We start from the raw sequence: 19162 nt of genomic DNA, 5'->3' as shown, positions 1-19162 counted from the left end.
ATGAAGTTGAGTCAGCGGCCGCCGATAATTTTATCGGCGGTTTGCTATTGTGAGGTATGAATGCAGTGTAAGGCGCGTATTCAGGTTATAATCCTCTGTTTTTTTGGAAAGAAACGCACATGAAAACCACCCGATCACGTCGCCCCCAGCCCGCTATAGCAGAACGTAAGGCGAGCGAGCGCAGCGCGCAGGCTGCTGGTGCAGGCAAACGTACGGGTGGCAAAGCCACTGGTGAAGAATTCTCTACCCGTAATCCTGCTTATGCCAAACCTGCTGCGGCAGGTGCAAATACTCGCGGTGGTAAACCTGCCGGTGAAGCAGGGCGCAATCCTGCATATGGCAAGTCTGCTGTAACAGGTGCAAAACCCCGTGGCCGCAATGCGGCAAGTGGTTTTGCTGAAGCAATGCCAGAGCAAAGCCGTGGTGGTCGCAGTGGCCGGGGCGCACCAAGCCCGGCAGCACCGGAATCGCGCATGCCCCGCGCACCACGCTCCAGGCCAAATCCTCAGGGTGGTAAGGCAGAGCGCCCGACATTTGAGGCGTATAAAGCGGTTGCTGCTGCAAGTGCCGGCATGGCGCCTGAAGGCGAAGTACGTAAAACCAAATATAAAACCGTAAGCCGTGCGCGTCGTATGCAACTGCGCCAGGGCTCGGTACGCGAATTGCAAATGCAGAAAGAATTGCGTGAGCGCCGCGTTGCAACCACGGAAATCCCTGCCGAGCGCTTGCAAAAAGCCCTTGCCTTTACAGGGTATGGCTCACGCCGTGCAATGGAAGACGCGATTGCCGCAGGTAAGGTATCGGTTAACGGCAAAATTGCGGCATTAGGCAGCAAGGTCAGCTTGGGTGACGAAGTTCGTTTTGATGGCAAAAAAGTAGTGCTGAAATGGCCGGACCGTCTGCCGCGTATTGTGATGTATCACAAACAAGAGGGCGAGCTGGTTAGTCGTGATGACCCGGAAGGCCGCGTGACTGTGTTTGATCGCTTGCCACGCCTGAAGTCCAGTAAATGGGTGGCGGTAGGACGCTTGGATTACAACACCAGTGGCTTGCTGCTGTTCACTACATCGGGCGAGCTGGCCAATCGCATGATGCACCCAAGTTTTGAAGTTGAGCGTGAATATGCGGTGCGTGTATTCGGCGAGCTGACTCAGGAACAAATCAACGAAATGCTTAAAGGCATTGAGCTGGAAGACGGTACGGCACACTTTGCCCGTCTTGAAAGACGCGGCGGCGAGGGCTTTAACCACTGGTACCACGTTGTGCTGAAAGAAGGCCGTAATCGTGAAGTGCGCCGGATGTTTGAGCATTTTGGTCTGATTGTCAGCCGTCTGATCCGCGTTCGTTTTGGTTCGATGACACTGCCGGGCCGCTTGCGCCGTGGCCAGTTCCACGAGCTGACCGAGCTGGAAATTCTGGGCATTATGCGTTGGGCAGGGCTGAAAATTAATGGCCGTCAGGCGGACGAATAGGTTGTAAGTGATGAGTAAAGCGTTTGTTCGGGAATCTGAAGCCGATGATGATGAAATTCCTGCTGAGCTGCGTGTTCCGGCAGGAAGTAAAAATTATATGACTCCGGGCGGCTGGCGGAAAATGAAGGCGGAATTTGCCCAACTGGTGCAAAAAGAGCGCCCCGAACTGACGCAACTCATTAACTGGGCGGCCTCCAATGGGGATCGCTCAGAAAATGGTGATTATATTTATGGCAAAAGACGTTTGCGCGAGATCGACCGGCGCATTCGTTTTTTGACTAAACGCCTTGAATTAGCTGAAGTGATTGATCCGGAATTGCGCGAAGCCACTGATCAAATTTTCTTTAGTGCAACAGTGACTTACTTACGTGAAGATAACCGCAGCGAAACTGTATCTATTGTGGGCGTCGATGAAACCGATATGAAACGCCATTACATCAGCTGGACATCGCCTGTGGCCCGGGCGCTGATTAAGGCCAGAGAAGGGGATGTGGTGGTCTTGCGTACTCCTGCCGGTATAGAAGAGCTTGAAATTACTGACGTTGTTTATCAGGCTTTAGAAACCGAGCAATCCAGCTTTTAAGTAAGTCGCTGAATTGGTACTTTGCACATTCATCTGCTTACGGTATCTTGTTTACTATGGATACCTTACGTCAATCCCGTGATAGCCTTTTTCGCCGCGTTTTTCGCAATATGGTCATGCGTATTGCAATCGCTGGCGTGCTGCTTTCTGCATTGAGCTATTACTGGAGTTACGTCAATTTCCAGGAAGAAGCCCTCTCCAATCTTTCCCAGTACATCACTGCCCGCAGCCAGCTTGAAAGCGAACTCTTTATTCAGGCCGAAGCGAACACGAAAATTGTTCGGGATGAGTTTTTGCGCCGCTATGTGTTGCTGGGCAGTGAAGATCCCCGCCCGGCTTTTTATTCGCTGATTGCTCAGGATAAGGATGGAATGTGGAGGGTTAAAGTACAAAAAGACGATTTTGAGCGCAAAGCCACGATCGCCATCTTGCCTGATGCCAGGCAAACCCCTGCTTTTATGCAGCAAGTTTTATTGGCTTATGATGTTTTATCGCAATATGGGCCCGCATTTAGAAATCGCTATTACGATACCTTTATTGACTTAAATGTTTCTAATGGCAGTTTAATGTATCTGCCGGATTTAAATTACGCCCGTAATGGATCAGTCGCTGATTTCTCAATTGATCTTGATACAGAGCTGGGTGCTACACCCGCAATCAATCCTGAAAGAAAAACCTTCTGGACGGGTATTTATTTTGATCGGCAGGCCCTGCGCTGGATGGTGTCCGTGGTTACGCCGCTTGATTATCTGGGGCGATATATTGGCGGAATAGGCCAGGATGTTTTATTGGATCAGTTAATTGATCGTAATAATAAAATAAATATTCCGGGTACATATAATATTACGATGACCCGCCAGGGTTTATTAATAGCCCATCCCGATATGATGGATAAAATCCATGCCAGTAAAGGTCGTTATAATGTTCAGCAGGATCCCGTATTAAAAGGCATTTTTGAGGCTACGCTCAGTGCCAGGCAGGGAGAGCGTTTTGTAGAAACACCGGATGGCCTGAACTGGCTGGGCGTGGCGCCGATTGAGGGCGCAAACTGGCTGTTTGTGACTGTTTACCCTAAAAAGCTATTGCAGGACAAAGCAGCAAAAACCACGAGTGTGGTTCTTTTTTTGGGTATGCTGGCTCTTTTGCTTGAGCTGGCTTTAATGGCATGGGTATTAAAGAAAGATGTTGCGCAGCCTTTAAAACGTTTAAAAAACGCAATTCATGCCGCTGCAGCAGGAAAATCAAGCGAGGGTCTGGATTTAGAGCGTGATGATGAATTGGGTGATCTGGCCCGCAATTTTGCAGAAATGTCGCAAACCGTCAGCCTGCACAGGCAGCATTTGGAAACACTGGTTGAAGAAAGAACGGCTGAGCTTGCAACGCGGAATCAGCAATTAGAAGTGCTGAATGATTCATTAACTCATTTAAATACAGAAAAAAATGAATTACTCGCTATTGCCGCCCATGATTTAAAAAACCCTGTGGCCAGTATTCAGGGTATGGCTCAGCTGATTGCTTTGCGCTTAAATGAATGGCCCAAAGAAAAAATCCTCGACAGATTATCCGGTATTGGTTTACTGGCTGATCGCACCCAATGTATTTTAAGTAATCTGCTTGATCATGAAGCTTTGGAAAGTGGCTCGGTGCAAGTAAATATCGAGCCGCTTTGTTTACGCCAGTTATTAACCGAATTATTGTCAAGCTGGGAAGAGCGGCTGGTAATCAAACAGCAAAATTGCGTTCTGGGTTTGGGGGAATATCCTGTGCTGGCAGACCGGCAGGCTTTATGGCAGGTGCTGGATAATTTGCTTTCTAATGCCTCTAAATATGCGCCGCAGGGAAGTACCATTCATTTAAGCAGCCAGCTTGATGGTCAGTTTGTTCGTGTGCTTGTGGCCGATCAGGGCCCTGGCGTTGCGCCACATGAAATTCCAAAATTGTTTTTGAAATTCAGCCGGCTTTCTGCGCTTCCAACCGGAGGGGAGCACACAACCGGCCTTGGTTTGTCGATTGTAAAGCGCCTGGTGGAAGTGATGCATGGTCGTGTTTATTGCCAAAGCCAGTTTGGCAGCGGGGCAACCTTTGTTGTGGAACTGCCTTTGGCACGCTGATCTGATAAACTTCGCCCCTGTTTAAAATCATTCTGGTTCCCTCTTATGCGTCAATATCTTGATCTTCTTCAGCATGTTTTAGACCACGGAGTCAGGAAAGAAGACCGTACTGGCACGGGCACGCTCAGCGTGTTCGGGCATCAGATGCGTTTTAATCTGGCCGATGGTTTTCCTTTGGTCACTACTAAGAAAACACATCTGAAATCGATTGCTTACGAGCTGCTGTGGTTTTTGCGTGGCGAAACCAATGTGAAGTGGCTGCAGGAGCGGGGGGTTAAAATCTGGAACGAGTGGGCAGCTGCTGATGGCGAGCTGGGCCCTGTCTATGGCTCGCAATGGCGCAGCTGGCCAACGAAGGATGGCCGCCATATTGATCAGATCAGCCAGGTGGTTCAGCAGTTAAAAAACAATCCTGATTCCCGGCGCATTATTGTTTCAGCATGGAATGTGGGCGAGATCGAAAATATGGCACTGCCGCCTTGCCATGCGTTCTTTCAGTTTTATGTAGCTCCGGCAGCAGCTGGCGATGTTGATCAGCGTGGCAAGCTTTCCTGCCAGCTTTATCAGCGCAGCGCGGATATCTTCCTGGGTGTGCCTTTTAATATTGCGTCTTACGCCATGCTGGTGATGATGCTGGCTCAGGTTTGCGATTTGCAATTGGGCGATTTTGTCTGGACAGGGGGTGATTGCCACATTTACAGCAATCACCTCGATCAGGTGCACGAGCAATTATCCCGCACGCCACGCGCTCTGCCGGTGCTAAAGCTTAATCCGCTTAAAAAAGATATTTTTGATTTTGAGTATGAAGACTTTACCCTGGAAGCGTACGACCCTTATCCGGGGATTAAAGCGCCGATTGCGGTTTAACGGGATACAAAATGGATATTGCAATTATTGCGGCTGTCGGGCAAAACGGCGTGATCGGCATAGAAAACCGCTTGCCTTGGTCTTTGCCTGAAGATTTAAAAAATTTTAAAGCCCTCACCATGGGCTCGCCCATGCTGATGGGGCGCAAAACTTTTGAATCCTTACCGGGTTTATTGCCGGGCCGCCCGCATTGGGTGATTACGCGCAATGCTGACTGGCAAGCAGCAGGTGCAACAGCGTTTTTAAGTGTAGAAGCGGCCTTAGATGCTGCGGCTAAGGCGGGCCTTGAGACGTTATTTATTATCGGTGGTGGCGAAATCTACACCCGCTCGCTCCCTTTAGTGAATACGCTGTATCTAACGGAAGTAGGTTTAAGCCCAGAGGGTGATGCCTACTTCCCCGCATTCGATCGTGCTGAATGGCAAGAGGTGGCAAGAGCGCCGCAGCTAAGCGCCAGCGGGATTGAATTCGCTTATGTTGAATATCGGCGGATCTGATTTTCTGCACAATAAAAAACCCGCTGCTTAAAAAGTTGCGGGTTTTTTATTGGCTGCGAAAAGGCTTAATCCTGTGCTTCCAGCCAGTTCATCAGCTCTTCAAAACGTGCCAGTGTGACATCTGCTTCTGGGATGCTTTCTGCCGCACCGTAGCCATAGCTTACATGGGCCACTTTACAGCCTGCTGCGCGGGCCGCAAGAATATCGTTCTTTGAATCGCCCACCATCAGTAACTCATCTGCGCTTACTGCCAGCTTTTCCATGACATATTGCAATGGCTCAGCATTAGGTTTGCGGCTAGGCAGTGTATCGCCACTGACAATCACATCAAATACATTGCCAATACCCAGCTCTTTTAATAGCGGCAGGGTAAAGCGTTCTGGCTTATTGGTGACGATAGCCAGGCGATAGCCGCAATCATGCAATTCATTCAGCGTATTGGCGACGCCATGATAAAGCTTGGTTTTAAGCGTAAGGCCTTCAAGGTAATGCTGATCAAAGCGGCCAAGCGCTTCTGTTTGCGCCGCTGTGCCAGTAAAGCTGGCGGCCATATCAGCGGCCATTGCGCGGGCGACCAAGCTTTCTGTGCCATCGCCAACAAAGCTTTCAATCAGCGCTTCTTCAAGCTGGGCAAGGCCTGCATCACGGCGGGCAGCATTGGCTGCATGGGCTAAATCGGGGATCGAATCGGCAAGGGTGCCGTCTAAATCAAAAGCAAAGGCTTTGATACTCATGCGGGTGTGTCCAGTAAGGTGAAAATATTTTCAAGCGGCCTGCCAATGGCAGCGCGATTCTGGTGAATTAAAATCGGACGCTCAATCAGTCTAGGATGCGCTGCTAATGCGGTAATGATGGCATCGTCGTCTAAAGCGGCCTGGGCAAATTGTTCCTGCCATAGCGCTTCTTTAGTGCGCACGAGTGCAAGGGGAGCAATGCCCAGCTGAGCGATCAGGGTGCGAATGGCCGCTTCATTAAGTGGTTGAGTAAGGTAATCAATGATTTCTGGCGACAGGCCCCTGGCTGTGAGTGCAGCAAGGGCTTCGCGGCTTTTGGAGCAGCGTGGGTTATGCAGCAGCTTCATGCCTTAACCCTGGCCAGCTCAAGGCGCATCTGATCAATTACTGTTTTGTAGTCTGGTTTGCCAAAAATGGCTGAGCCCGCCACAAAGGTGTCTACACCGGCCGCAGCAATTTCAGCGATATTGCCCGCGTTGACGCCACCATCAATTTCCAGCCAGATTTCACGACCTGTACGCGCGGTATAAGCATCAATACGGGTACGTGCCTCTTTGGCTTTTGCTAATACGCCGGGAATAAAACTTTGCCCGCCGTAGCCCGGGTTTACCGACATTAGCAAAATCATGTCGATTTTATCCATGACATAATCTAAATAATGTAGAGGTGTGGCAGGATTAAATACGAGGCCAGCCTTACAGCCATGTTCTTTAATCAGCCCGAGGGAGCGGTCAATATGCTCGGATGCTTCAGGGTGAAAGGTGATGATGTTGGCACCGGCCTTTGCAAAATCGGGAATGATGCGATCAACTGGCTTGACCATTAAATGCACATCAATTGGTGCGGTGGTGTAAGGGCGGATGGCCTCACAAAACATCGGGCCCATGGTGAGGTTAGGGACGTAATGGTTATCCATCACATCAAAGTGAATTATGTCTGCGCCAGCGGCAATGACGTTTTTAACTTCTTCGCCCAAACGGGCAAAGTCAGCGGCAAGAATGCTTGGTGCAATACGAAAATTTGACACAACAGCCTCCGGGGTCAGGGTTTATGACTCATTTTAACGGATACCTTACCTCTATAGCCTCTGGCTTGGTAATATTGTCTCCATCAATGACCAAAAGAACCGCAAAGAATGAGTGACTCCCCTGTTTATAGCGTGCTCGTTCACGCTGAAGCTTTTTATCTGCCAGAGCAATCGGATGAAGTAGCCGATCGCTATGCGTTTGCTTACCGCATCACCATCACCAATACCGGCACGGCAGCGGCTCAGCTTTTGAGCCGGCACTGGGTCATCCGGGATATGGAAGATCGTGTACAGGAAGTACAAGGTGATGGTGTTGTTGGCGAGCAGCCTGTGTTAGAGCCTGGTCAGCATTTTGAATATATGAGTAGTGCCAGCATTGCAACGCCCGTTGGCTCGATGCAAGGAAATTACCGGATGCAAGCTGCTGACGGCAGCCAGTTTGATGCAGAAATTCCCTCGTTTGTTTTAGCAATGCCGCGTATCTTGCACTGATAGTCTGAGTTTGCTGTAAGCGTAAAGCAGGGCGTTGATTAACGCCCTTTTTTTGTTCAATTTATTCTGGATTTTTATGAGCCAAACCCGCCGCAATGACTGGCAGACTTTATCGACCTTGCTGCCTTATCTCTGGCAGTATAAAAATCGCGTGATTCTGGCCCTGTCACTGCTTATTCTGGCTAAGTTTGCCAATGTATCGGTGCCGCTCGTGTTAAAGAGCATTGTTGATGGGCTGGATCCCAGACACGGGCCTTTAGTGCTGCCGCTGAGCCTTGTGCTGGGCTATGGCGCGCTGCGCCTCTGTGCCTCGGTTTTTGGTGAAATGCGCGATGCCGTGTTTGCCAAGGTTACGCAGGGGGCGATTCGTAAAGTGGCGATGCAGGTCTTTGAGCATTTGCACCGCCTGAGTTTGCGTTTTCATCTGGAGCGGCAAACCGGGGGCATGAGCCGGGATATTGACCGTGGCACAAAGGGGATTTCATTTTTACTGAATTTCACCCTGTTTAATATTTTGCCTACTCTGGTCGAGATTTTATTGGTAGCTGGTATCTTGCTGAAAAAGTACGATATTTGGTTTTCGGTGATTACTTTCGGCACCATTGTTTTATATATTGCTTTTACGCTGGGTATTACAGAATGGCGAATGAGCTTTCGTCGCACCATGAATGATATGGATTCAAAAGCCAATACCCGTGCGGTGGACAGCCTTTTAAATTATGAAACGGTTAAATATTTTAATAATGAGCGCTGGGAAGCAGAGCGTTATGATACCAGCCTTAAAATATGGGAAACGGCCGCAGTTAAAAATCAGGTATCCCTTTCATTTTTAAATGCAGGCCAGGCCATTATTATTGCTTTTGGCGTTACTTTATTGGTCGGGCTGGCTGCGGATGGCGTTGTGAAAGGCACAATGACATTGGGAGATTTGGTTTTAGTTAATGCATTCTTATTACAGCTTTATGCACCACTGAATTTTCTGGGTTTTGTTTATCGTGAAATAAAACATTCTTTAGCTGATATGGAGAAAATGTTTACTTTGATGGGGCAGAATGCGGAAGTAACTGATATTAAAGATGCACAATTGCTGGCAACCACATCCGCGGCTATTCGTTTTGATCAGGTTGATTTTTCATACGAAGCAAACCGAAAGATATTGCATGCCGTCAGTTTTGATATTCCGGCAGGCAAAATGGTTGCCGTAGTGGGCAGCTCCGGAGCAGGTAAATCGACATTATCCCGCTTGCTGTATCGTTTTTATGATGTGAGCCAGGGAAGCATTAGTATTAATGGTGTCGATTTACGCCAATTGAATCAAGTGAGTTTACGTGCACATATCGGGATTGTGCCGCAAGACACGGTATTGTTTAACGATAGTATTTATTACAATATTGCCTATGGGCAGCCTAGTGCCAGCCGTGACGAGGTAATTCAGGCGGCAAAGTCAGCGCATATTTATGATTTTATTTTATCCCTGCCTGAAGGTTTTGATACCTTGGTTGGGGAGCGAGGTCTTAAATTATCGGGCGGAGAAAAGCAGCGTGTTGCTATTGCGCGCACGATTTTAAAAAATCCACCCATTTTAATTTTTGATGAAGCGACTTCAGCGCTGGATTCACGCACAGAAAAAGCAATACAGGCTGAATTAAAAGAAATATCAGCCAATCGTACAACTTTAATTGTGGCGCATCGATTATCTACTGTGGCCGATGCAGATGAAATCCTTGTGATGGAGCAAGGCGTCATCATCGAGCGGGGGCGGCACCGTGATCTTTTGGATCTGGGCGCGCATTATGCACATATGTGGCAACTACAGCAGGGCGATGAAGAAAATAAATAATTAAATAATGTGGCGCTTAAAATGCATTCCATGGAAATTGCTTGGTTTGTGCTTTAAGTGCCGCTTGTTCTACTACCCACTCATATAAATCATCTGCATCAAGCGAGAGCTGTACGGCCCGGCTTCTGATTTTTTCCCATACTTCGCGCCTGAGCTGCTGTCGGGCCAATTTTTTGGCCAGTGTGGTTTCATCCGTCTGGCGCATAACATGCCAGGCTTCAGGTTCAGGGCGTACTTCATCAGGGCTGTAAAAAAGTACAGATGGGTGAGGAAGAACTTTCTTTTGATTTAAGTCTTTCAAATTACATAGTGCCTTTGATAATGCCATAACGAGAAGACCGGCTTTAGAAGCTTCGGGCAAAAGATCGTATTTAAAACAGCTTTTTGATCTTAGGGTTTCTTGCAGTGGCGAATTAAAAATATTGCAGCTGGCAAATAGCGTAATGCGCGGGCTGATTACTCAGCGAGTCTCTGAGGCGCTGCGTGTGATTCATTTATATATAAGCGCTAAGTGCTCATTTTGGAATTTTTTTTTAACAAGAATTGATCAAAATGCTGATTAAGCTTTGCGTGTGAAACTTAAGCTTCATCGGGGGCTTTTGATCTGACTCAGTATGGGCATATTGTTCTGGTTTGAACAGCAGATTCTAAAACTGAGCTGCCATTACTGAATCAGGCGAGATTGTATAAGGCTCTTTCATTTACTGCATCAACTCTGTGGCATTCCTGGTAAAAAAACCAAAAATACATCAGTTGCAGGGCTTGACTGAAACAGAATATCCACTTTCTTGTTGGTAATTATTTTGTAATCAAAAAAAATACTTAGAAAGCTTTTTGTAATTTATCGTCTAAGAATCAGAAGTAGGGGAATACCAGCTTTGCCGGGCAGATATAGAAAGGGCAAAATATCTTTTAATGACTTGTGCTGATCGTCCATTATGGGCTGGCGATGAATACAAAAAAGCCACGACAGCGTCGTGGCTTCAGGTCAGCATTTAAATGCTTAACCTCTCATTAATTAAACAGCTGCAGCACTTGCGCCGTTTGTTTTCTTAGTTGCTGTTTTTACTGCATCAGCTGTTGCTGTGCCAGCTGCTTTAACTGAAGCGTCTGCAAAATCAGCAACTTGCTTAGCTGCTTTTGTCAGGCTGTCTACTGCAGCTGCAGTGGCTTGCAATGTTGATTTAACTGCAGCAACTGCAACATCAGTACCTGCAGGTGCTGATTTAACGAATTGGTCTAAACCAGATACAACGTGTTTGTTGAAAGCAGTCGTACGTTCTTCAACCAATTGCGATACTTCAGCTTGTGCTTGTGAAGCGATTTCGTACAGGCTGCGTGAATAATTAGTAGCTTGTTCAATGGATGATTCAGTTAGTTTCTGGCGTAATGTCAGTGCTTCTTGTGCATCTTTTACTGCAACCAGTGCATTTGCATTTTTAGCGCTGGTTTCTAAATTGTTTTTTGCAACTTCAACTTGCAGCTTGATGATCCGTTCGGCAGAATCAATGGAAATGCGTGCGAAACGCAATGCCACTTCAACTTGCTCGGTAGCGAACGCGGAGAATTGTTGTTGTGCAGTAGTCATTTTCAAGGATCCTTTCTATTTGGTCAGTGAATTAGAGTTTTGACTTGCGAGTTGTACGCCGCTTTAATCATGATGCAGTGCACAATCAGGACTTATTCTGGAAGAGGATGAAGTACTTGTCAAATAAATTGTGCGCCGCAACATGTTGCATGAAAAGATAGTCAGGACTATCCTCATCTCACAACAATATATACACACACGAGGCAGCAGCTATGAGCGTGGAAAAACGCGTGATCAAGAAGTATCCAAATCGCCGCCTGTATGACACGGCGACCAGCTGTTATATTACTCTGGTCGATGTAAAACAGTTGGTCTTGGATAATATTGATATCCAGATTGTGGATGCTAAAGGGGGGGAAGACATCACCCGCAGCGTGCTGCTACAAGTGATCATGGAAGAAGAAGCTGGCGGAATGCCTATGTTTTCTTATGATGTGCTGACGCAAATCATTCGGTTCTATGGGAATGCCATGCAAGGTGTGATGGGGAATTACCTGGAAAAAAACATGCAACTCTTTGCGGAAATGCAAGGTCGCTTACAGACACAGGCTAAATCTGTGATCACGGGGGAAAACCCGATGCTTTCTAATGCCAATCTTTGGGGCGATTTTATGAAGTTCCAGGGGCCAGGCATGCAAAGCATGATGAATAATTATCTTGAAAGCAGTACCTCAATGTTTGTGGATATGCAGCAACAGTTGCAAGATCGTGCCCGGCATTTATTTACCGGAATGGGGATGCCAGGCTACGGAAAAGATGGGGCGATTTTATCAGAGGATGAATTAAAACCCACCACTCCGCCAGCATCCAAAGCAGCAGATGATCCCGTAGCTGCAGAACCTGTGGCTGAGCCAGCTAAACCTGCCCCACGTCGCCGGGCAGCTAAAAGCTGATATTTTTTTAGCGGATAAGTTAGGTATAAAGCGCCCTTCAGGGCGTTTTTGCATTGGGCTAAGGTAAAATGGCCGTCGATTTGTAAAAAGCAGAATATTTGTTAAAGGCTGAATTTTGGAAACATCTTTTGAACGTCGTTTTGGTGGCATTGCCCGTTTATATGGCATGCCTGCATTAGCGCGCTTTCGGCAGGCTCATGTTTGTGTGGTTGGTGTGGGAGGAGTGGGCTCATGGGCGGCTGAAGCACTTGCCCGCTCTGCTGTTGGCCATATTACGCTGATTGATTTGGATGATATTTGTGTCTCAAATACAAATCGCCAATTGCCTGCTTTAGAAGGAAACTACGGGAAAATGAAAGTAGTGGCTCTGGCAGAGCGCATTAAGGCGATCAATCCTGAGTGTGTGGTTGATGTTGTTGAAGATTTTGTGAGTATTGATAATTTTGAAGAAACACTGGGGCGGGGTTACGACGCAATTATCGATGCGATTGATTCGGTTAAAACCAAGGCGGCTATGATTGCCTGGTGTAAGCGCCGTAAAATTCGCCTTGTAACAACGGGTGGCGCAGGCGGGCAGACTGATCCGACGCAAATTGCCGTGGTTGATTTATCTAAAACCATTAATGATCCCTTGGCGTCTAAAGTGCGATCCATCTTGCGCCGCGAATATGGCTTTGCTCAGCAGGGAAAAAAAATGGGTGTGGAGTGTGTTTATTCCACCGAGCAGCTGGTCTATCCCCAGCCTGATGGCAGCGTGTGTGGTCAAAAGCCCGATAGCGGTGAAGCAGCGCCGGGCCTAGGGTGTGAAGGGGGTTTTGGTGCTTCTGTGGCGGTAACGGGCTGCTTTGGTTTTGTGGCGGCGGCGCAGGTGTTAAAGCACTTGGCCAAGCCTGCTGCAGCGCCCTCTGCTTCCAGCGCGGAGTGATCGGTTTAAATCAATTAAATTTTTGAGGTGGGTGATGCGTATACGCTTGATTGCTTTGTTTTCCTTGATGCTGAGCTTGCCTGCCGGAGCCTGCACACTATGGGGTGCAGCAGGCATGGCTGCTGGCGGAGGCACGTTGCTGGCCAAAAACCGTGACTGGCGGCCAGATCATGTGCAATCAATCCGCCTGATTCACCCAAAGCGGGGAGCCTCTTATGTGGGGCTCTTCGCAGATAACGGCTCTGCGCCAGGCTTAAAGGCTGGGGTGAATGAATATGGCTTATCGGTGGTGAGCGCATCGGCAAGCAGTTTGGCAAGGCAGTATTGGGATTCGCCAGACGTGCATGGCCCAATGTTGCTGATTCTGCGCGAGGATCACAGCATTGACGATGTTGTGGCCAAAGCCGCGCAACGCTTTAGTCACAGCTCCCCCATGTTTTTGCTGATTAGTGATCATCAGCAGCTTTTAGAGGTGGAAATTGGCAAGGATGGCCGCTATACGCTGCAAAAGCAAAAAGAGGGCGTGCTGGCGCATACCAATCACTATCTGAGTGATGAATTAGCCGCTTGCAATCAAAAAGTTGGGAAAAGTAGCCTGGCAAGGCTGGACAGAATCCGAACCCTGCTGGCGGGTGGCCCATACAGCCTGAGTGATTTTGCCGTATATAGCCAGGATCAACAGGCCGGGCCGGATCTCAGTTTGTGGCGCAGTGGCAAAGAACATACATTGTCCAGCTGGCAAATAGCCACGCCAGTGGCTGGCCCGGCACAATTGTCTGTTCGCATGGCAAACCCTGAGCAGGCAATCGTGCAGAAGCAATGGCTGCTGGATAACACTTTTTGGCAAGGCCCTGCCCGGGTTTTGTTGCCCGAGTCTTCAGAGTAAAAATTGCATTGCACTGAATCCACTAGGTAGTGCTTGCTTGCTGCTGCGGCTGATGCAGCCCATCGCCTGATAAAAGGGAATTGCATTCGGGGCCGCATTAAGCCAGATCGCCTGCTTTTCACTTTTACCTATGCATTGATCGATAGCCGCCAGCATTAATGCCCGGCCCAAGCCCTGGCCCTGATACCTGGGGGCGACAAACAGGCTGCATAGATTCCAGAATTTTTTGACCAGAATGACGCCAACAATGCGGCCATCAAGGGTGCACTTTAAGTGGCAGCCCTGATCCGGGTTGGTGTACCACCAGTGCAAATTGTCTGCCGTATTTTCAATGAGCTCTTGCTGCATCTCAGGCGAAAAACCTAATGTCCCGATGGTTGAAGTCATCAAAAAGAAAAGGGCCTTGCTGTCATCGGCGTGGATGGTTTCAATTTTCACAGGGTTCTTCGGGCTGTTTATTTAAATTAAGTTTAATCGCTTACCTTGCCCCGCAAGGCCTTAATACTTCCCCGCTTATTTTTACTATCCAGTCGTCTCGTTTGTGAGCCCTTGGTAGGGCGGGTGGCTTTGCGCGGCGCGGCGACGGTGGCGACGCTTTCTACCAGTTCAAATAAACGTAAAATACCATCGGCGCGGTTTTGCTCCTGGCTGCGATACTGCTGCGCCTTAATTACCACCACGCCTTCTTTGTTAATTCGCTGGTCCCCCAGCGCCAATAGCCGCTCTTTGAGTGGCAGAGGCAGGGAAGAAGCGGCGATATCAAAGCGTAAATGCACCGCACTGGATACCTTGTTGACATTCTGTCCGCCCGAGCCCTGGGCACGAATGGCGGAGAATTCCATTTCGGTTTCGGGGATATTAAAACGGATAGTCAGCATATGGGGCTGCTCGAAAGATGGCGCATCACGATTCCATCGCAGGCGGGGCTAATACGGTGCGGTTGCCATTACTTTCCATTTGGCTGACGATGCCGGCGTTTTCCATTTGATCGATTAACCGGGCGGCGCGGTTATAGCCGATTCTCAGTTGTCGCTGCACGGCGGAGATAGATGCGCGGCGGCTTTTTAGGACCAAGGCCACGGCTTCGTCATAGAGCGGATCGCTCTCGCTGCCTTCATTATTGTTATTGATATTGGATGCGCTGGCTTCGGCATCAAACCCACCATTTAATACGCCATCAATATAGCGTGGCTCGCCAAATTGCTTGAGGTGCTCCACCACCCGGTGCACTTCATTATCGTCAACAAACGCACCATGAATACGCTGCGGATAGCCGGTGCCTGGCGGCAGGAACAGCATATCGCCTTGCCCAAGCAGGGCTTCGGCCCCCATCTGGTCAAGAATGGTACGGCTGTCGATCTTGCTGGAAACCTGGAAGGCAAGGCGCGTTGGGATATTGGCTTTAATCAGGCCGGTAATCACATCCACCGATGGGCGCTGGGTGGCCAGAATCAGGTGAATCCCCGCCGCGCGGGCTTTTTGGGCCAGACGGGCGATCAGCTCTTCAATTTTCTTGCCTGCCACCATCATCAGGTCGGCAAATTCGTCGACCACCACCACAATAAAGGGCAGATGTTCCAGCGCTTCCGGATCATCCGGCGTCAGCGTGAACGGGTTGGTCAGCCGCTCGCCGCGTTGCTCGGCTTCACGCACTTTCTGGTTAAACCCGGCTAAATTACGCACGCCAAAGGTGCTCATCAGGCGGTAGCGTTTTTCCATCTCCGCAACGCACCAGTTCAAGGCATTGGCGGCCAGCTTCATATCGGTCACAACCGGTGCCAGCAGGTGCGGGATACCGTCATAGACAGACAATTCCAGCATCTTCGGGTCCACCATAATAAAGCGCACTTCTTCGGGCGTGGCTTTATACAGCAGCGATAAAATCATCGCGTTCACGCCGACTGATTTACCCGAGCCGGTGGTACCGGCTACCAGCATATGCGGCGCTTTAGCCAGATCGGTTACGATGGGCGCGCCGGTAATATCTTTGCCCAGCGCAATGGTCAGCTTGCTCTGGTTTTGCTGGTAAACATCTGAGGACAAAATCTCAGAGAGGCGAATCATCTGGCGTGTGGGATTAGGTAATTCCAGCCCCATGCAGGTTTTGCCCGGAATGGTTTCTACAACACGAATCGATACCAGGCCCAGAGCACGGGCTAAATCTTTCATCAGATTTACAATTTGCGCGCCGCGCACGCCGATTGCAGGTTCGATTTCATAGCGGGTAATCACGGGGCCGGCGTAGGCATCCAGTACGGATGCTTTTACCCTAAACTCGGCCAGTTTTTCTTCAATCAAAATACCGCGGTCTAATAAATCATCCTGGCTGATTGTTTCGATTTCCGGGTCTGGCGGGTGCAGCAGGCCGAGTGATGGCATAAAGTCGGCGCTGTAGTGCGCAGGCTCAGCAGGCGGCAGTGGCGCAGGAGCTGGTGGTTTAGACCAGGTCAGCACCGGTGCTTCAGGTGGGGCGGGTTCTTCCTGATACGCTGGCGCTGCCGGGATGACTGGCTCAGGCTGAACAGGCACAGCGGGGCTGCTGATGGCGGCAGGTGGCGGCTCGCTCAGATAAGACGCAATGGTGGCCGGAGGAAGCTCAAGGCGGGGCTCGGGCAAGGGCGGCAAGGGCTCTGCTGCAGGCTCAGGAATGTCTTTGACCGCTTCCAGCGTAATGGTCTCGCAGGGCACCCAGTCAGGAATCACAATGTTTGCTGCACTTACAGCAGGTGGTGTTTCTGCCGGGGGCGTACTGATGATGGGGAGATCTGCGGCGCTTAAAGTCGGCTCGATACGCGGCGCAGGATGTGGTTTGGGCTCCAGCTGAAATAAGCGGGGGCTGGATTTGATCGGCGCGCTGGGTGTGCCCGGTGCCTTAGGGCTGCGGGCTGGAATGGGCGCAGGCTCTGGTGCTTTGCCATGAATACGTGACAAGCGCTGATGAATTTCTTCGCTGGCAATCAGTGGCAATTCAGCGGGTGCTGCCGGGCGCGGGCGCTCAGCATGGCGCTTTACCCTGTGATCATTTTGTAAGTGCTGCCTGATCTGAGAAAGATCAATCAGCGGCAAAGTGCTGGCCGAAGGCGCTGGTGCTGCACTTCGTTGTTTCAGCTGCTGGAATAATTCATCTCTCTGAATGGCTTTGGCAGGCTCTGGCTTATCCGCAGCCTTTACCAGGCTGACTGCAGGGCGGGCCGCTTCAGAATGGGGAGCCACCGGTGTGCCGGATACCGGCGCAGGGGGCTGATAGATGCGCTGGCGTAGTGTGGGGGCTGCAGTTGCTGCCGCTATCGGAGCAGGCTCGCTCTCTTCTATGATTTCTTCTTCATATTCTTCTTCGGTCTCCTCAGCCTCGTCGGTATGGCTGGGATCAAATTGCGCTTTAATGCTGTCGCTGATGGCTGCGATACCTGTTTCTATGGCGATGCCTGTTTCTTCCAGGATCAGGCTCCATGGTTTGTTACGCCAGAGCGGAACCCCAATACCCAGCCCAACAGAGAATAACAGGGCAGATAAAATGACCGAATAGCTCAGTAAACTTTGCCCTGCAGCCAGCGTGCAAAGCGAAATAACAAAGCCCAGATATTCAAGAGCGGAAAGTTTCTGCTGCTTCCATACCCGCTCTAATGCAAAAAAAGCACAAAGCCAGGCAGCCAGAGCCACATGCCGGTTAAAACCTAACAGCACGATCAAAATAAATGCAGGACAAAGCCAGGCTAAACGGGCCGTTTGCAATAAGTGATTGATTCGGGAAATGAATCGAATTGACATGTTTTTACAAATCCAGGACAGCAGAAATAGGCAGACCCGCATTATCCGCTTCCTCAGGGAGAACGCCAATCAGCAAAAAGGCTAGTGCATGTTCAATATGTACAGAGATGCGTGGCAAACCGCATCTTTACACTGTGCAGGCAGGCATTGGCCTCTGTTATTGCGGCGTTTTTCGTACTTATTAAGCGGAAAGCGGCTTACTTTGCTGACTGAATAATTCCGGATGCTGCTTGCCATACCAGCCTTTTACTTCAGTGTGATCCAGCGCCAGAAAATGCCGAATGCCAGGAACAAGAGGAAAAAGCATGGTGATCAGCAGCAGACAAAGGCCAAAGCAGGCATACACGGCACTGATATCCAGAAATCCAAGGGTCAGCCCTGCTACGGCGGGCCCTAATATGCCGGAAACCTGCATCACCATCATATTGACCGAGGAAAAACGGCCGCGAAAGTGATCGGGAACCGCCAGCTGGCGGTGTGTCTGGCCGACCAGCTGGCTGACTGACATCGAAAACCCGGCAATGGCAAACCCAAGGACCAGCAGCCAGCCTTGCGCACTCAGCGCCACACCAATAATCGTCACTGCCGAAACCATCAATGCACCCGTGCAGGCTTTAAAACGCCCAAAAGCATGAATTACTTTTTTTGCACCCCAAAGAGCGCCAATCAGCATCCCCATGCCTAAGGCGGCTTCGGTTGCACCCAGCCAGCTGGCATTCAGCCTGAGCGAATGAATTTTTAAAGGCAGCAACATCCCTACAGCGGGTGAGAAAAACATCATGCAAAAAAAGGCGTACAGCGTCCAGCTGCGATCTATCGGGATATTCCACTTTGCGCGTAAGCCCGCCCGCACCTCAGTAAGCCACCCATCCCGTGCCCGGCTGGCAGGTTTGACGGGGGGAATGGCAAATGCGGACAGGGCGGCAATCATCAGTACGGCAGTGTAAATCCAGAGTGCAATGGGGATACTGCTCAGGGCAACGATGGCTCCGCCAGCAACCGGCCCGGCTAACTGGCCCACAGACTGAGCGCTTTTTTGTAAGCTCAGCGCATCTGCAAGACGCTCTGGCGGTACTAAATCAGCGGCAATACTTGAGGCGGCCGGGCGCACGATTGCAAAAGCAATGACTTCAACAATATAGATAAGCACGATGAGCCAAATATTGTAGATGCCAAGGCTGGCCATGGTTGCCAGGCCCAGCGCTGTTGCCACTGCAGCAAGCAGGCCCCATGCCATTAAACGGGATTTGGGGTGGCGATCGCCCAGCGCAGAAAGTAAAGGCAGGGCAATCAGCATGGTTGCGGCGGACGAAATCCCAAAAATGGATAAATCGGCCGCGCCCCCGTGTGTGGCAATCCACCAGCTGATGGCAACGCTGCCAGCGCTGAGGGACAGCACGGCCAGCACATCGTGTAAAAGTAAGAAAGGAAATGCAGAACCCAGACCCTGCCATTTATGAGTAAAAGGTGCGGACATCG

19 protein-coding genes are annotated in these 19162 nt (G+C 49.9%); 10 read left to right on the top strand and 9 right to left on the bottom strand.

Annotated features, from left to right (window positions below; genetic code table 11):
- The first annotated feature begins 119 nt into the window (after positions 1–119).
- The 5 genes from rluB to CSQ88_RS00420 are packed head-to-tail and all read left to right on the top strand — an operon-like array spanning position 120 to position 5530.
- Positions 120–1472, top strand: a complete 1353-nt coding sequence (gene rluB / locus CSQ88_RS00440) for a 23S rRNA pseudouridine(2605) synthase RluB (RefSeq protein ID WP_099396150.1) — start codon at positions 120–122, stop codon at positions 1470–1472.
- A gap of 10 nt (positions 1473–1482) precedes the next feature.
- Positions 1483–2055 (top strand): transcription elongation factor GreB, encoded by a 573-nt coding sequence (gene greB, locus CSQ88_RS00435; protein WP_099396149.1) that lies wholly within the window; start codon positions 1483–1485, stop codon positions 2053–2055.
- Positions 2056–2111: 56 nt separating this feature from the next.
- Complete coding sequence (locus tag CSQ88_RS00430; protein WP_099396148.1) at positions 2112–4166, top strand: ATP-binding protein; 2055 nt, start codon at positions 2112–2114, stop codon at positions 4164–4166.
- A 45-nt stretch (positions 4167–4211) separates the two neighbouring features.
- Positions 4212–5033, top strand: coding sequence for a thymidylate synthase (locus tag CSQ88_RS00425; protein WP_099396147.1), 822 nt, complete (start codon positions 4212–4214; stop codon positions 5031–5033).
- 11 nt (positions 5034–5044) lie between these two features.
- Positions 5045–5530, top strand: coding sequence for a dihydrofolate reductase (locus CSQ88_RS00420; RefSeq protein WP_099396146.1), 486 nt, complete (start codon positions 5045–5047; stop codon positions 5528–5530).
- A 65-nt stretch (positions 5531–5595) separates the two neighbouring features.
- Here the strand turns inward: CSQ88_RS00420 and CSQ88_RS00415 are convergent, their stop codons facing one another.
- Genes CSQ88_RS00415 through rpe form a run of 3 tightly spaced genes read right to left on the bottom strand, consistent with a single transcriptional unit; the run spans position 5596 to position 7291 of the window.
- Positions 5596–6264 (bottom strand): phosphoglycolate phosphatase, encoded by a 669-nt coding sequence (locus CSQ88_RS00415; protein WP_099396145.1) that lies wholly within the window; start codon positions 6262–6264, stop codon positions 5596–5598.
- On the bottom strand, positions 6261–6611 hold the full coding sequence (gene arsC, locus CSQ88_RS00410) for an arsenate reductase (glutaredoxin) (protein WP_099396144.1): 351 nt from the start codon (positions 6609–6611) through the stop codon (positions 6261–6263). The genes CSQ88_RS00415 and arsC overlap by 4 nt, the downstream gene beginning before the upstream one ends.
- Positions 6608–7291: a ribulose-phosphate 3-epimerase gene (rpe, locus tag CSQ88_RS00405; protein ID WP_099396143.1), complete on the bottom strand. Its 684-nt coding sequence runs from the start codon at positions 7289–7291 to the stop codon at positions 6608–6610. Before rpe ends, arsC begins: the two co-directional genes overlap by 4 nt.
- 108 nt (positions 7292–7399) lie before the next feature.
- Here rpe and apaG point away from each other — a divergent pair, with 108 nt between their 5' ends.
- Both apaG and CSQ88_RS00395 read left to right on the top strand, forming a co-directional pair.
- Positions 7400–7783 carry a Co2+/Mg2+ efflux protein ApaG gene (apaG, locus tag CSQ88_RS00400; protein ID WP_099396142.1) on the top strand — a complete coding sequence of 128 codons (384 nt, stop codon included), beginning with the start codon at positions 7400–7402 and terminating at the stop codon, positions 7781–7783.
- Positions 7784–7859: 76 nt separating this feature from the next.
- A complete protein-coding gene (locus CSQ88_RS00395; protein WP_099396223.1) occupies positions 7860–9623 on the top strand; it encodes an ABC transporter ATP-binding protein/permease in 1764 nt (587 codons plus the stop codon).
- A 16-nt stretch (positions 9624–9639) separates the two neighbouring features.
- Here the strand turns inward: CSQ88_RS00395 and CSQ88_RS00390 are convergent, their stop codons facing one another.
- The gene (locus CSQ88_RS00390; RefSeq protein WP_132038637.1) at positions 9640–9924 is read right to left on the bottom strand and encodes a hypothetical protein; all 285 of its coding nucleotides are present in this window, start codon (positions 9922–9924) and stop codon (positions 9640–9642) included.
- A 717-nt stretch (positions 9925–10641) separates the two neighbouring features.
- Positions 10642–11211: a phasin family protein gene (locus tag CSQ88_RS00385; RefSeq protein WP_099396140.1), complete on the bottom strand. Its 570-nt coding sequence runs from the start codon at positions 11209–11211 to the stop codon at positions 10642–10644.
- Between the two features lie 212 nt (positions 11212–11423).
- On the opposite strand from CSQ88_RS00385, the gene phaR reads away from it, so the two are divergent.
- The 3 genes from phaR (at position 11424) to CSQ88_RS00370 (ending at position 13915) form a co-directional block, all read left to right on the top strand.
- Complete coding sequence (phaR, locus tag CSQ88_RS00380; protein WP_099396139.1) at positions 11424–12104, top strand: polyhydroxyalkanoate synthesis repressor PhaR; 681 nt, start codon at positions 11424–11426, stop codon at positions 12102–12104.
- A gap of 112 nt (positions 12105–12216) precedes the next feature.
- Positions 12217–13029: a tRNA cyclic N6-threonylcarbamoyladenosine(37) synthase TcdA gene (tcdA, locus tag CSQ88_RS00375; RefSeq protein ID WP_257212363.1), complete on the top strand. Its 813-nt coding sequence runs from the start codon at positions 12217–12219 to the stop codon at positions 13027–13029.
- 34 nt (positions 13030–13063) lie between these two features.
- Positions 13064–13915: a carcinine hydrolase/isopenicillin-N N-acyltransferase family protein gene (locus tag CSQ88_RS00370; RefSeq protein WP_099396137.1), complete on the top strand. Its 852-nt coding sequence runs from the start codon at positions 13064–13066 to the stop codon at positions 13913–13915.
- On the opposite strand, the gene CSQ88_RS00365 is transcribed toward CSQ88_RS00370, so the two are convergent.
- From CSQ88_RS00365 to CSQ88_RS00350, 4 genes are all read right to left on the bottom strand, one after another.
- Entirely contained in the window at positions 13907–14353 is a 447-nt protein-coding gene (locus CSQ88_RS00365; RefSeq protein WP_180273475.1) for a GNAT family N-acetyltransferase, read from the bottom strand. The genes CSQ88_RS00370 and CSQ88_RS00365 overlap by 9 nt on opposite strands.
- A gap of 32 nt (positions 14354–14385) precedes the next feature.
- The gene (gene arfB, locus CSQ88_RS00360) at positions 14386–14793 is read right to left on the bottom strand and encodes an alternative ribosome rescue aminoacyl-tRNA hydrolase ArfB (protein ID WP_099396136.1); all 408 of its coding nucleotides are present in this window, start codon (positions 14791–14793) and stop codon (positions 14386–14388) included.
- A 25-nt stretch (positions 14794–14818) separates the two neighbouring features.
- Positions 14819–17683, bottom strand: coding sequence for a DNA translocase FtsK (locus tag CSQ88_RS00355; RefSeq protein WP_218962961.1), 2865 nt, complete (start codon positions 17681–17683; stop codon positions 14819–14821).
- A 181-nt stretch (positions 17684–17864) separates the two neighbouring features.
- Positions 17865–19160, bottom strand: coding sequence for an MFS transporter (locus tag CSQ88_RS00350; RefSeq protein ID WP_099396134.1), 1296 nt, complete (start codon positions 19158–19160; stop codon positions 17865–17867).
- Between the last annotated feature and the right edge of the window lie 2 nt (positions 19161–19162).

Source organism: Iodobacter sp. BJB302, from assembly GCF_002735645.1.
GTDB lineage: Bacteria > Pseudomonadota > Gammaproteobacteria > Burkholderiales > Chitinibacteraceae > Iodobacter.
Note: the sequence above shows the minus strand (reverse complement) of the source record. Positions and strands in the feature narration are given on the sequence as shown.